We start from the raw sequence: 13,150 nt of genomic DNA, 5'->3' as shown, positions 1-13,150 counted from the left end.
CACGCGACCCGCGAGAGCATGCTCGAGGCCGCGCTGCGCTCGTTGGCCTCGGGTGAGCCGGGCTCGGTGTCGGCGAACCGGATCGCCAAGGACATCGGCGCCACCTGGGGCGCGGTGCAATACCAATTCGGCGACACCGACGGCTTCTGGGCGGCCGTGCTGCACCGCACCGCCGAGCGGCGCGCCGCCACCTTCTCGACGCTGTCGACTCCGGTGTCGGCGGACGCGCCGCTGCGCGAACGGGTCGGCGCCATCGTCGAGACGCTGTATCGCGGCCTGGCGTCGGCGGATTCGCGCGCGATCGAGAACCTGCGCGCGGCGCTCCCACGCGACCCCAAGGAGCTCGAACGCCTCTACCCGCGCACGGCCGCCGAGCTGTTCTCGTGGGGCAAAAGTTGGCTGGAGACCTGCCAGCACGCGTTCGCCGGCCTGGACGTCGACCCGGACCGGGTGCGGGAGGTCGCCGCGCTCATCCCCGGCGCGATGCGCGGATTGGTGTCCGAACGCCAACTGGGCTCCTACGCCGACCTGGACATGGCACGCCGCGGGTTGACCAACGCGTTGGCGGCCTACCTGGAACGGTCGCGCCCGGCGTGACGCGGTCGGCCACACCGAATGGCATGGGCGACATCGTCATTCGCGAGGCGACACCCGCCGACTTCAGCGACGTGGCGGCGATGCACTATCCCGTGTGGCGGGACTCCTGGGCCGGTGTGCTGCCGGCGAACGTGCTCGATGTGCTCACCTCGCCGCAGCGCTGGGCCGTGCTGCTGTATCCGCGAGACCTGAACCGGCCGGGGTGGAGCATGTGGCTCGCCGAGGCAGGCGGCACGCCGCTGGGCATGACGATCTTCGGGCCCGACCCGGAGGACCTCGAGCGTGTCGAGCTCGACGCGCTGTACATCGCGGCCCCCCGCCAGCGCGACGGGCTGGGCACGCGGCTGCTCGAGCGGGTGCTGAGTTTCGCCGCGGGCCGCGACGTCGTGCTGTGGTGCGCTAAGACCAACGCCCGGGCGCGGCGGTTCTACGAAAAGAACGACTTCCGCCCCGACGGGCGCACCCTGGACTGGGAGCCGGTGCCCGGCCTCACGGTCCCCCACCTGGGCTATCGGCTCACGCGTCGATGACGACGCGACCGCCGTCGGCGCGCGACACGCACACCAGCATCCCGTCATCGGCGGGCGCCCGACCCCGGTGGTCAACTTGTCCCGCAAGCACCTTCACCTTGCAGGTACCGCAGAATCCCTGCCGGCAGGAGTACGGCGTCGTCGGGTCCCGGTCGAGCATTACGTCCAGCGCGGACCGGTCGGCCGGCACGGCAAGCACCCGCCGCGAACGCGCGAGTTCCACCTCGAACGGCACCCCGTCGACCACCGGCGGCGGGCTGAACCGCTCGTAATGCAAGGGGGCCGAGGCGTATTCGTCGCGAGCCGCGCGCACGGCGTCGAGCATCGCGCTCGGCCCGCACACGTAGACGGCCGTCGCGGGCCCGGCGCCCGCCAGCAGCTCCTGCACGCCGGCGATGCGGCCGTGCTCGTCGTCGGCCCACACCGTGACCCGATCGGGCGCGATGGCCACTACCTCGTCGAGCAGCGGCATGTACTCGCGGCTGCGCCCGGCATAGACGGCGCGCCATTCGATGCCGCGCTGGGCGGCCACCCGCAGCATCGGCAGGATGGGGGTCACCCCGATGCCGCCGATGACGAACAGCACGTCACGTTCGGTCGAGCCGAGGTAGAAGGCGTTGCGCGGCCCCTCGAATTCGCACGTGTCCCCCACGGCGAAGTCGTGCATCTCGGCGGAGCCGCCGGCGCCGTCGGCGATCCGGCGGACGGCGACGCGGTAGTCGGTGCGCCGCCCGGGCGGCCCGCACAGCGAGTACTGCCGGCGCCGGCCGGACGGCAGCCGAATGTCGATGTGCCCGCCGGGCGTCCACGCCGGCAGCAACCCGCCGCTCGCGTCCGCCAAGGTCAGCACGACGACGTCGGGCGCGACCAGCTCGCGCCGGGTGATCACCGCGGTGTGCGTGCGCTGGACCGGTTGCACCCGCGACGGGTCCCAGCGCGACACGCTGGCGAAGCCCTCGAACAGCGCGCGAATGCCCCACAGGACGGTGCCGAGGCGATCGTGTTCGCGGCGGCCATACAGGTCCGGCGGCCTGCTGTCCCAAATGCTCTGCGTCACGGCGCGTCTCACTTCTGCCGGATATCGAGGCGCGCCAGCAAGCGGATGGACGTCGGGCTGACGCGCCGCATGATGTAGCCCAACCGCGACTCCGCGGCGATCGGCAAGACGGCCGGGCTGGTCCGGATGGCTTTCACGATCGCCTTGGCGGTCGCCTCGGGGGTGTAATTGCGGCGCCGGTACGCCTTGTCGGCCTTCTGCCGGGCCCGCTCCTGCTGCTCGTCGGTCAGCCCGGCGTAGACCGTGCTCTTGGCGATGTTGGTGTTGACGAAGCCCGGGCACACCGCCGTCACACCGATGCCCTCGTCGGCGAAGTCGGCCCGCAGCGATTCGCTGAGCGCCAAGACGGCCGCCTTGGTGGTGCCGTAGGCCACCATGGATTTCGACGGCAGGAACGCCGCCGCCGACGCCACGTTGATGATGGTTCCGCCCTGCCCCCGCTCCACCATCTGCGCCCCGAACGCCCGGGCACCGGAGATGACGCCCCGCAGGTTGACCCCGATGATGTCCTCCCAGTTGGCCGCGCTGGTCTCCAGGAACCGCCCGGCCATGCCGATCCCGGCGTTGTTGACCAGGATGTCGACCACACCGTGCTCGCGGAGCACCTGCGCGGCAAGCTCGTTCATCGCCGCGTCGTCGCGCACGTCGACGCCGTACACCGCGGCCTGCGCACAGGCGGCGCGCACGGCGTCCGCGGTCTCTTCGGCGGCGGCCACGTCCCGGTCGGCGATGACGACCGTGTGTGCCCCGCACCGCGCCAACTCCACCGCGGTGGCCCGGCCGATGCCCGCGCCGGCCCCGGTGACCAGGGCGAGCTTGCCGCGCACGTCGCGTCGCCCGCCCCGCACCTCGGTGGGCCGGGGGTGTGCCAATGCCGTTGCGCCGCCGGTGTTTTGCTCGACCCACTCGGCGGTCAGCCGGGCGATGACGTCCGGTCGCGACGTCACCACCCAATGCCCGCCCTCGATCCCCAGCACCCGACCACCGCCGTTGACCGCGCCCGCGAACTGCTGCAACGCGGGCGTGACGAACAGGTCGCTGCGCGGGACCAGGGTCTGGACCGCGACCGTGGTCGCCGGGAGCGGCGCGTCGGCCGCCAGTAGGGATGCGGGCATGTTCTGGCGGTACAGGTTCAGACCATTGGTGTAATCGGCGATCTTGCGCAGCGTCTCGTGGCGCTGGCTGCGTGTGCTCGAGCGGCCGATGCGTTCCAGCGCGGCGACCACTAGGACGCCGAGGCGCGACCAGAACGCCAGCTCGGGCAGCAGCGGCATCAGGAAGAACCCGATGTAGCTCGACGCCAGCAGCTGCCGGGCCACCCGGGCCAGGCTCCGCGGCGTGCGCGCCGAACGCAGAAACGCCCGCGCGTACCGCAGGTGGGGCCCGGAGACGGAGGTGAACGACGCCACCTTGTCCATCACCGACTCGTCGGTCATCGCCGCCCAGGCCTGGATCGAGCCCCAGTCGTGGGCCAGCACGTGGACCGGCCCGACGGCGAGGCTGTCGATCACGGCGGCGAGATCGGCGATCAGCTGCGGGAACGCGTACCCCGAACGCCTTGGCGGGCGGCCTGATTCGCCGGCCCCGCGCACGTCATAGGCGACAACGTTGTAGCGGCGGCCCAGCGCGTCGAGTTCGCGCGCCACGCCGTCCCAGACGTGGTGATTGTCGGGCCAGCCGTGGATGGCCAGCACCGTGGGGCGGGCCGGGTCGAGGTCGGTATAGCGATGCACCGCGAGGGGGACGCCGTCGGCACCGGCGACGGTGGTGCTGGTGGTGGGGCTCGTCATCTCGGTCATCGTTCAGCGCGCCGCCCGCGCGGCGGGTGAGACGGCCAGGTAGTCGACGGCCGATTCCAGGCCGCCGAGCTGCGAGGGATGAAAACCCGGCCGGTAGTAGTCCGCGACCGCCCGGGCGAAGCGCGACGGCGCGGGCACCAGCCCGCGGCGGGCGGCCGAGAAGTAGTCGCGCCAGCGGGGTTTGGCGCCGCGCGGCAGCAGGGGGTCCACCGCATACATGAATCGCACGCCGCGGATCCACAACAGCAGCATGGCGGGCGCCACCACCAATTGGGCGCGCACCTGGCGCCAGTAGCCGGCGCGCAGGTGCTTCATGGTGTCGAAGGCGACCGCCTTGTGCTCGACCTCTTCGGCGCCGTGCCAGCGCAGCATGTCCAGCATCACGGGGTCGGTGCCGATGGCGTCGTGGGCCGGCGAGTCCAGGATCCACTCCCCCAACACGGCGGTGTAGTGCTCGATCGCGGACACCAGCGCAATCTGCTCGAGCAGCCAGGCCTGGCGGCGCCGCTCGCTCGACCGCGGGCGTTGCCCCAGCAGCGTCTCGAACAGCCACCTGATCTGCCCGGTGTAGGGCGTGACGTCGACGCCGCGCGCCTCGAAGTGGGCCAGGACCTTGCCGTGCGCCTGCGAGTGCACCGATTCCTGACCGATGAAGCCCTGGACGTCGAGGCGCAACTGCTCGTCTTTGATCATGGGCAGCGCCCGCTTGAACACCTCGACGAAGAACTCCTCGCCCGCCGGCAGCAGCAGGTGCAAGACGTTGAGGACGTGCGTGGCAAACGGCTCCCCCGGCACGTAGTGAAACGGCAGCGCCGCCCAGTCGAAGTCCACATCCCGCGCCTCGAGCACCAGGCGCTCGTGAGATGACGCGTCGTGCGGACCGGCGGCCCGGTCGTCGACGGTGAACATTGTGCCCCCTACCTCGGCACCTACCCCGAGCACGAAGCGGTACCGGTGACATCGCGCGTCGTCAGTATAGTGACGACCCCCCGATACACGAAACCGCCGGTACCGGGTTTTGCCGCCGACGTCACCCGCGGCGCAACCACGGATAACGGGGCCGCCCCCCGGCGTCCAGCAAAGGGGCTAGCGGGCCTCGGCGTGCTGCTTGAGGCGTTGCAGGGTGAGCCGGATGTGCTCGGTGTTGACGGCCGCGCGATCGGGGGTGCCGGTGGCGCGGCCCGCGATCGACCGGAACCACGCGGGCCTGCGGTCCCAGGTGCTCTCGGTGACCAGGCAGCCGCCGTCGGCCGCGACGATGTCGTATTGCCAGCGCGCGACCGGGACCACCGTGTGCCGCACGTCGAACGCGAACAGCCGGCCGGGCTCGGCGTCGGTCACCGTGCAGGTCGTGCTCCAGCGCCGCCAGCCGTTCCTGTTGCGCCCGCTGAACACCGCCCCGGGCGTCACCGCGTCGCCCTTGCGCCACGTCATCGCCTCCGCCTCCTCGGCCAGCGAGGCCAGGGTCGGCAGGTCGGTGATGAGGCCGTACACCGCGTCGGGGCGGGCGTCGATGTGGACGGTGGCGCTCACGCACGGGTCGGTCATCGGCCGATCATAGGCAGCGGGCGCGGCCGAAGCGGGAAAAACCTGGCACCGGTTCGCGCCCGGGCTTCGATTGCGGCCCCCGCGGACTTTCTTCACACTTGAGGGGCCCGAAGGGCCTGAGGGGCAACGCGACGCAAGGGGCGCTCATGCGAGTCGGTGTGCCAACCGAGACCAAGACCAACGAGTTCAGGGTCGCCCTCACCCCGGCCGGTGTCGCCGAACTGACCCGCCACGGCCACGAGGTGCTCGTGCAGGCCGGCGCCGGCGAGGGCTCGGCCATCCCCGATCCCGAATACAAGGCGGCCGGCGCCGAAGTGGCCGACACCGCCGAGCAGGTATGGGCCGAGGCGGACCTGCTGCTGAAGGTCAAGGAACCCGTACCGGCCGAATACGGCCTGCTGCGGCGCGACCAGGTCCTGTTCACCTATCTGCACCTGGCCGCGTCGCGCGCGTGCACCGACGCGCTGTTGGCGTCGGGCACAACGGCGATCGCCTACGAGACGGTGCAAGCCGCCGACGGCACGCTGCCGCTGCTGGCCCCCATGAGCGAGGTCGCCGGACGGCTCGCCGCGCAGGTGGGCGCCTACCACCTGATGCGCACCCACGGCGGGCGCGGCGTCCTGATGGGCGGCGTCCCGGGCGTCAAGCCCGCCGACGTCGTGGTGATCGGGGCGGGGACCGCGGGCTACAACGCGGCCCGGGTGGCCGGTGGCATGGGCGGAGCCGTCACCGTGCTGGACGTCAACATCACCAGGCTTCGACAGCTCGACGCGGAATTCGGCGGGCAGGTGCGCACCCGGTACTCGTCGGCCTACGACCTGGAGGGCACCGTCAAGCGCGCCGACCTGGTGATCGGGGCCGTGCTGCTGCCAGGCCACAAAGCGCCCAACCTCGTCTCCAATGCGCTTGTCGCGCAAATGAAGCCGGGAGCCGTGCTGGTGGACATCTCCATCGACCAGGGCGGCTGCTTCGAGGACTCGCGCCCGACCACCCACGACGACCCGACGTTCGCCGTGCACGACACGCTGTTCTACTGCGTGGCCAACATGCCCAGCGCGGTTCCGAAGACCTCGACCGTGGCGTTGACCAACGCCACCATGCCCTACGTCATCGCCCTCGCCGACCGCGGCTGGCGGGCGGCCTGCCGTTCCGATCACGCGTTGGCGCAAGGGCTTTCGACGCACGACGGCGCCCTGCTGTCCGACCAGGTGGCCACCGACTTGGGGCTGCCCGCTGCCGATCCCGCCAGCGTGCTGGGCTGACCGTCAGGCGTTGGCCGCCAGGGCGGCGACGATGTCGGCCGCGGGGCCGGCGCTGGCGTGCTTGAATGCCGTACCCGCCCACAGCGGCATCCCGTTCGGGTCTTCCTGGGCCGCCGCCGCCTGCCGGATGGGCCAGGTCATCTGGTTCACCTCGGGATATCCCAACGGCGCCAGGTGGTCCAACTGGCGGGTGAAGTCGTTCTCCAGGCCGCGCGCGTAGCGGCCCGAAAACGCCCGGGTCACAACGGTCGTCGCGAACAACGGGTTCTTCAGCGCGACGCGGTGCGCCGAATTGGTGCCGGCCTCGTCGCTGAGCAGCAGCGCGGTGCCGACCTGCGCCGCCACCGCACCGCGGCGCAGCACGGTCGCCACCTCCTCGGCGGTGCCGAGTCCGCCGGCGGCGATGATCGGGACGTCGTGCGCGTGCCGGATCCGGTCGATCAGCTGGTGCAGCGACTCGCTGCCGGGCTCCATGTCCGGCGCGAACGTACCGCGGTGCCCGCCGGCGCCGGGTCCCTGCACCACCAGGCTGTCCGCGCCGGCGGCCACCGCCACCCCGGCCTCGTAGGCCGACGTCACCGTGACCATCACGAGCAGCCCCAGCGCGCCGAGCCGGCGGATCACGTCGGGCGGCGGCACCCCGAAGGTGAACGACACCAACTCGGGCCGCACGTCGGCCACCACCTCGAGTTTTTCCTCCCACCCGTCGTCGTCGCCGTATTGCGGATGCCCGACCTCGACGTGGTAGTGCTCGGCGATCTCCTCGAGCTCGGCGGCGTAATAGTCCAGCGCCACCCAGTCCGCGACGCTGGGCTGGGGCACGAACAGGTTCACGCCCAGCGGGCCGGTGGTGGCCTTGCGCGCCGCGGCGATGTCCTCGGCGAACTGGTCGGCATCCAGGTAGCCGCCGGCCACGAAGCCCAGGCCGCCCGCGTTGGACACCGCGGCCGCCAGCGCGGGGGTCCCGGGACCGCCGGCCATCGGCGCGCCGACGATGGGGACCATGATGTCCCAGAAACCCAGTACCATCCGGCTACTCCGCCGACGGCGAGCGCCGGCACGGCGCGAGTGTGGGGGCGGACATGTGGCGCTACTTTACCATCGCCCGAAGTCGTTGGGGCAGTGACCGTTTGGAGGTGAACGGGCCCAGCACCGCGGCCCCGTAGGGCTGGCTGAGCAGGCGCCGGGCGACCGCGTTGACCTCCTCGACCGTCACCTGGTCGATCTGCTGCAGCGTGTCCTCGATGCTGCGGTGTTTGCCGTAATTCAGTTCGCTGCGCCCCAGCCGGCTCATCCGCGAGCTCGAGTCCTCCAGGCCCAGCACCAGCCCGCCCCGCAGGGAGCCCTTGGCGATGCGGCATTCGGCGTCGGTGATGCCGTCGCGCGCCACGGACTCCAACACCTCGCCGGTGACCTGCATGACCTCGGCGAAACGCTCGGGCTGGCAGGCGGCGTACACCGACAGCGCTCCGCTGTCGGCGAAGATGTCCACCGTCGAGTACACCGAGTAGGCCAGGCCGCGCAGCTCGCGCACCTCCTGGAACAGCCGCGAACTCAGGCCGCCGCCCAGCGCCGTGTGCAGCACCGACAACGCCCAGCGGTGTTCCCACCCGCGCCCGGGCGTGCGGACTCCCAGCGACACGTGCGCCTGCTCGGCGTCGCGCTTGCCGACCAGCAGACCCGGCCGGCCGGTCACCCGGCCCGCGCCCTTGCGCGGGGCGATCGGCTCCCGTCCGCGCACCAGGTGCGGCCCGAAGTGCCGACGCACCAACGACACCACCTCGGCGTGGTCGACGTTGCCGGCGACCGCCACCACCATCCGGTCCGGCGTGTACCGCCGGACGTGGAACGAGTGCAGCTGGGCGCGGGTCATCGCCGACACCGACTGCGCGGTGCCGATCACCGGGCGCCCTACCGGGTGGTCGCCGAACAGCGCACCCAGGAACATGTCGCCGAGGGCGTCCTCGGGGTCGTCGTCGCGCATCGCGATCTCCTCGAGGACGACATCGCGTTCCAGCTCGACGTCGTCGGCGGCGCAGCGCCCGTTGAGCACCACGTCGGCCACCAGGTCGACGGCCAGCGCCAGGTCGCTGTCGAGCACGTGCGCGTAATAGCAGGTGTGCTCCTTGGCGGTGAAGGCGTTGAGCTCTCCCCCGACGGCGTCCATCGCCTGCGCGATGTCCACGGCGGTGCGGGTCGGCGTCGACTTGAACAGCAGGTGTTCCAGGAAGTGCGCCGCGCCGGCCACCGTGGCGCCCTCGTCGCGCGAGCCGACCCCGACCCACACCCCGACCGAGGCCGACCGCACCGACGGCAGGTATTCGGTGACCACCCGCAACCCACCCGGCAGGGTGGTGCGGCGCAGCACCGCCTGATGTCCGGGTTTGGCTGCGGCGACGCGGGCGCCCCGTCGCAGCGCGGGGTCGGCTGCCGGCTTCCTAGACTGAGCTGGCGGCATCGGCCGGTGCGGTCTCCGGGGCGGGGGCCTCGCCGCCGGCCGACTCCTCGTCGGCCACCAGGACCAGCGAGATCTTGCCGCGCTTGTCGATGTCGGCGATCTCCACGCGCAGCTTGTCCCCGACGTTCACCACGTCTTCGACCTTGGCGATGCGCTTGCCCTTGCCGAGCTTGGAGATGTGCACCAGCCCGTCGCGTCCCGGCAGCAGCGACACGAACGCGCCGAAATCGGTTGTCTTGACCACCGTTCCGAGGAACCGCTCGCCGACGGTCGGCAGCTGCGGGTTGGCGATGGCGTTGATCTTGTCGATCGCGGCCTGCGCCGACGGGCCGTCGGTGGCGCCGACGAACACGGTGCCGTCGTCCTCGATGGAGATCTGCGCGCCGGTCTCCTCGGTGATGGCGTTGATGACCTTGCCCTTGGGCCCGATGACCTCGCCGATCTTGTCGACCGGCACCTTGATGGTGGTCACCCGCGGCGCGTACGGGCTCATCTCGTCGGGGCCGTCGATGGCCTCGGCCATGACCTCGAGGATGGTCAACCGGGCGTCCTTGGCCTGCGCCAGCGCGCCCGCCAGCACCTGCGACGGGATCCCGTCGAGCTTGGTGTCGAGCTGCAACGCGGTGACAAAGTCCTTGGTGCCGGCGCACTTGAAGTCCATGTCGCCGAACGCGTCCTCGGCGCCCAGGATGTCGGTCAGCGTGACGAAGCGGCGCTCCGTCTTGCCGTCCACCTCGACGTCGTCGGAGACCAGGCCCATCGCGATGCCCGCCACCGGCGCCTTCAGCGGCACCCCGGCGTTGAGCAGCGCCAGCGTGGACGCGCAGACCGAGCCCATGGACGTCGAGCCGTTGGAGCCCAGCGCCTCGGACACCTGGCGGATGGCGTAGGGGAACTCCTCGACGCTCGGCAGCACGGGCACAAGGGCCCGCTCGGCCAGCGCGCCGTGCCCGATCTCGCGCCGCTTCGGCGAACCGACGCGGCCGGTCTCACCGGTGGAGAACGGCGGGAAGTTGTAGTGGTGCATGTAGCGCTTGGAGGTCTCGGGGCCCAGCGAGTCGATCTGCTGGGCCATCTTGACCATGTCGAGCGTGGTGACGCCCAGGATCTGGGTCTCGCCGCGCTCGAACAGGGCGCTGCCGTGCGCCCGCGGCACGACGGCCACCTCGGCGGACAGGGCGCGGATGTCGGTGATGCCGCGGCCGTCGATGCGGAAGTGGTCGGTGAGGATGCGCTGGCGGACCAGTTTCTTGGTCAGCGAGCGGAAGGCGGCGCTGACCTCCTTCTCCCGGCCCTCGTAGGTCTCGGCCAGGCGCGCCTGCACCTCGGCCTTGAGCTCGTCGGTGCGCGCGTCGCGCTCCGCCTTGCCGCCGATGGTCAGGGCCTTGGCCAGCTCGTCGGTCGCCACCGAGGCGACCGAGTAGTACACGTCCTCGGCGTAGTCGGGGAACACCGGGTAGTCGCTGGTGGGCTTCGCGGCCGCGTCGGCCAGCTCCTGCTGCGCGGTGCACAGCGCGGCGATGAACGGCTTGGCCGCCTCGAGGCCCTCGGCGACCACGGTTTCCGTCGGCGCCTGGGCGCCGCCCTCGACGAGCTCGATGACCTTTTCGGTGGCCTCGGCCTCGACCATCATGATGGCGACGTCGGGCTTGCCGTCGGAGTCGGTGCCGACGATGCGCCCGGCCACGACCATGTCGAACACGGCGCGCTCGAGTTGTTCGACGGTCGGGAACGCGACCCACTGGCCGTCGATCAGCGCCACCCGCACCCCGCCGACGGGACCCGAGAACGGCAGGCCGGCGAGCTGGGTGGACGCGGACGCGGCGTTGATCGCGACGACGTCGTAGAGGTCGTTGGGGTCCAGGCTCAGGATCGTCACGACGACCTGGATCTCGTTGCGCAGGCCCGAGACGAACGACGGGCGCAGCGGCCGGTCGATCAGGCGGCAGGTCAGGATGGCGTCGGTGGAGGGGCGGCCCTCCCGACGGAAGAACGAACCGGGGATGCGGCCCGCGGCGTACATCCGCTCCTCGACGTCGACGGTCAACGGGAAGAAGTCGAAGTGTTCCTTCGGGCTCTTGCTGGCGGTGGTCGCCGACAACAGCATGTTCTCGTCGTCAAGGTACGCGGCGACGGCGCCGGCGGCCTGCTGGGCCAGCCGGCCGGTCTCAAAACGGATGGTGCGGGTGCCGAAGCTCCCGTTGTCGATGGTGGCGGTCGCCTCGAACACGCCCTGGTCAATCTCAGCTACAGACATAGACGTCCGTACGGCCTCTCTTATCTTCGGCTGTTTCGCGTCGTCACGCGCAACCTGGAGAGAGACCGCAGAGGGTACTCACCGACCCCTGGCGGGGCCCGCGAGTCACCCTCGAAGCTTTCGTGAAGAGCCGGGTCTGTATGCGGCTACGGCCATCGATCGAAGCGGCCGACCTGCTCCAGATCCGGAGAGCCCGGCAGCCACTACCGAAGACCGTCCGATGCAGACCCAACCGCTCCCTCGGACTTGCGTAGTGACACGCTGGAACGGCACACGCGGATCTGCGTAGCCGCACCGTTTGCTCGGGCCGAACGGCCCAGAACGTCCTTACTCTACACCGGCGGCCTCGGCCCACGGCACGAGTGCGCGCATTGGGGCCAGGCCGCCCGCCTCAGCGGCGCAGGCCCAGGCGCTCGACGAGCGAGCGGTACCGCGCCACGTCGATCTGGGCGACGTACTTGAGCAGCCGGCGCCGGCGCCCGACCAGCAGCAGCAGCCCCCGCCGCGAGTGGTGGTCGTGCTTGTGCACCTTCAGGTGCTCCGTGAGGTCGGCGATCCGCTTGGTCAGCAGCGCGACCTGCGCCTCCGGCGAACCGGTGTCGGTGTCGTGCAGGCCGTAGGTGCCCAGGATCTCTTTTTTCTGCTCGGCTGTCAGCGCCACGAAACTCTCTCCATCAATGAAGTCCGCGATAAGAAGGTGTCCGGCGCGGCCACCGCGAACCGCAGCACGCGCCGATGTCGTCCGGGAGTTTAGCAGCCGGTGAGCACCGCCCCCGAATCGTCGCGCCGGGCGAGCAGCGCGATCAGTCGGTGAGCAGGCCGCGCGCCCGCTCGGTGTCCCCGCCCATCGCGACGACGAGCTCCTTGACGGAGTCGAACTTGAGTTGCCCGCGGATCCGCGCCACGAAATCCAGCGCCACGTGCTGGCCGTAGAGATCGGCGTCGGTGTCCAGCACGAACGCCTCCACCGTGCGGGTGCGACCCGAGAAGGTGGGGTTGGTGCCGACCGACACCGCGGCCTGGTAGCGCTCGCCCGGGATCACGCTTCCGGTCACCGGGCCGTGACCCAGCACCGTGAACCAGGCGGCGTACACGCCGTCGGCGGGGATGGCCGAGTACATCGGCGGCGCCACGTTCGCCGTGGGGTAGCCGAGTTCGGCGCCGCGCCCGTGCCCCCGCACGACGACGCCCTCGACGCGGTGCGGGCGCCCCAGCGCCTCGGTGGCCGCGACGACGTCGCCCGCGTCGACGCAGGAACGGATGTAGGTGGACGAGAACGTGACGGTCTCGTTGCTGTGGTGCTCGGTGAGCAGCGACATCGACTCGACCGCGAAGCCGAACCGGTCGCCGGCCCGGCGCAGGGTTTCGACGTTGCCGCCCGCCTTCTTGCCGAAAGTGAAGTTCTCCCCGACGACCACTTCGACCACATGCAGGTTCTCGACCAGCAGCTCGTGGACGTAGCGCTCGGGCGTCAGCTTCATGAAATCGGTGGTGAACGGCATCACCAGGAAGACGTCGATGCCGAGTTCCTCGACCAGTTCGGCGCGGCGCGTCAGCGTCGTCAGCTGCGCCGGATGGCTGCCCGGATAGACGACTTCCATGGGATGCGGGTCGAAGGTCATCAACACCGCCGGCACGTTAC

The 13,150-nt window shown here is 71.0% G+C and carries 12 protein-coding genes; 3 read left to right on the top strand and 9 right to left on the bottom strand.

Annotated elements, in window-relative coordinates:
• Together A5714_RS11590 and A5714_RS11585 are read left to right on the top strand one after the other, a co-directional pair.
• Window positions 1–597 (top strand): TetR/AcrR family transcriptional regulator (locus tag A5714_RS11590; RefSeq protein ID WP_231975872.1); only part of this gene is annotated, 597 nt, incomplete at its 5' end.
• Between the two features lie 23 nt (window positions 598–620).
• Complete coding sequence (locus tag A5714_RS11585; protein WP_068285325.1) at window positions 621–1,127, top strand: GNAT family N-acetyltransferase; 507 nt, start codon at window positions 621–623, stop codon at window positions 1,125–1,127.
• Here the strand turns inward: A5714_RS11585 and A5714_RS11580 are convergent.
• From A5714_RS11580 to A5714_RS11565, 4 genes are all read right to left on the bottom strand, one after another.
• Window positions 1,114–2,184 (bottom strand): PDR/VanB family oxidoreductase, encoded by a 1,071-nt coding sequence (locus A5714_RS11580; protein ID WP_068285323.1) that lies wholly within the window; start codon window positions 2,182–2,184, stop codon window positions 1,114–1,116. The genes A5714_RS11585 and A5714_RS11580 overlap by 14 nt on opposite strands.
• Before the next feature lie 8 nt (window positions 2,185–2,192).
• Entirely contained in the window at window positions 2,193–3,974 is a 1,782-nt protein-coding gene (locus A5714_RS11575; RefSeq protein WP_068285334.1) for an SDR family oxidoreductase, read from the bottom strand.
• A 12-nt stretch (window positions 3,975–3,986) separates the two neighbouring features.
• On the bottom strand, window positions 3,987–4,892 hold the full coding sequence (locus tag A5714_RS11570; RefSeq protein ID WP_068285321.1) for a metal-dependent hydrolase: 906 nt from the start codon (window positions 4,890–4,892) through the stop codon (window positions 3,987–3,989).
• 177 nt (window positions 4,893–5,069) lie between these two features.
• The gene (locus tag A5714_RS11565) at window positions 5,070–5,531 is read right to left on the bottom strand and encodes an SRPBCC family protein (protein ID WP_068285319.1); all 462 of its coding nucleotides are present in this window, start codon (window positions 5,529–5,531) and stop codon (window positions 5,070–5,072) included.
• Between the two features lie 146 nt (window positions 5,532–5,677).
• Here A5714_RS11565 and ald point away from each other — a divergent pair, with 146 nt between their 5' ends.
• A complete protein-coding gene (ald, locus tag A5714_RS11560; protein ID WP_068285318.1) occupies window positions 5,678–6,793 on the top strand; it encodes an alanine dehydrogenase in 1,116 nt (371 codons plus the stop codon).
• A 3-nt stretch (window positions 6,794–6,796) separates the two neighbouring features.
• Here the strand turns inward: ald and A5714_RS11555 are convergent, their stop codons facing one another.
• From A5714_RS11555 to A5714_RS11535, 5 genes are all read right to left on the bottom strand, one after another.
• The gene (locus A5714_RS11555) at window positions 6,797–7,822 is read right to left on the bottom strand and encodes a nitronate monooxygenase (RefSeq protein WP_068074622.1); all 1,026 of its coding nucleotides are present in this window, start codon (window positions 7,820–7,822) and stop codon (window positions 6,797–6,799) included.
• A 61-nt stretch (window positions 7,823–7,883) separates the two neighbouring features.
• On the bottom strand, window positions 7,884–9,251 hold the full coding sequence (locus tag A5714_RS11550; RefSeq protein ID WP_068285316.1) for a pitrilysin family protein: 1,368 nt from the start codon (window positions 9,249–9,251) through the stop codon (window positions 7,884–7,886).
• Window positions 9,232–11,508: a polyribonucleotide nucleotidyltransferase gene (locus A5714_RS11545; RefSeq protein ID WP_068285315.1), complete on the bottom strand. Its 2,277-nt coding sequence runs from the start codon at window positions 11,506–11,508 to the stop codon at window positions 9,232–9,234. The genes A5714_RS11550 and A5714_RS11545 overlap by 20 nt, the downstream gene beginning before the upstream one ends.
• A 391-nt stretch (window positions 11,509–11,899) precedes the next feature.
• Window positions 11,900–12,169 carry a 30S ribosomal protein S15 gene (gene rpsO, locus A5714_RS11540; protein ID WP_066950523.1) on the bottom strand — a complete coding sequence of 90 codons (270 nt, stop codon included), beginning with the start codon at window positions 12,167–12,169 and terminating at the stop codon, window positions 11,900–11,902.
• Window positions 12,170–12,311: 142 nt separating this feature from the next.
• On the bottom strand, window positions 12,312–13,150 hold an 839-nt coding region (locus A5714_RS11535; protein WP_156747274.1), incomplete at its 5' end, for a bifunctional riboflavin kinase/FAD synthetase.

Source organism: Mycobacterium sp. E2462, assembly GCF_001672685.1.
Classification (GTDB): Bacteria; Actinomycetota; Actinomycetes; order Mycobacteriales; family Mycobacteriaceae; genus Mycobacterium.
This window is presented reverse-complemented; position numbering and strand designations above follow the sequence as displayed.

Bases quoted from the DNA above. Each gene is read 5' to 3' on its own strand.
- A5714_RS11550 (WP_068285316.1), bottom strand. From the start codon at position 9,251: ATGCCGCCAGCTCAGTCTAGGAAGCCGGCAGCCGACCCCGCGCTGCGA.
- ald (WP_068285318.1), top strand. From the start codon at position 5,678: ATGCGAGTCGGTGTGCCAACCGAGACCAAGACCAACGAGTTCAGGGTC.
- A5714_RS11565 (WP_068285319.1), bottom strand. From the start codon at position 5,531: ATGACCGACCCGTGCGTGAGCGCCACCGTCCACATCGACGCCCGCCCC.
- A5714_RS11555 (WP_068074622.1), bottom strand. From the start codon at position 7,822: ATGGTACTGGGTTTCTGGGACATCATGGTCCCCATCGTCGGCGCGCCG.
- A5714_RS11570 (WP_068285321.1), bottom strand. From the start codon at position 4,892: ATGTTCACCGTCGACGACCGGGCCGCCGGTCCGCACGACGCGTCATCT.
- A5714_RS11545 (WP_068285315.1), bottom strand. From the start codon at position 11,508: ATGTCTGTAGCTGAGATTGACCAGGGCGTGTTCGAGGCGACCGCCACC.
- A5714_RS11585 (WP_068285325.1), top strand. From the start codon at position 621: ATGGGCGACATCGTCATTCGCGAGGCGACACCCGCCGACTTCAGCGAC.
- A5714_RS11575 (WP_068285334.1), bottom strand. From the start codon at position 3,974: ATGACGAGCCCCACCACCAGCACCACCGTCGCCGGTGCCGACGGCGTC.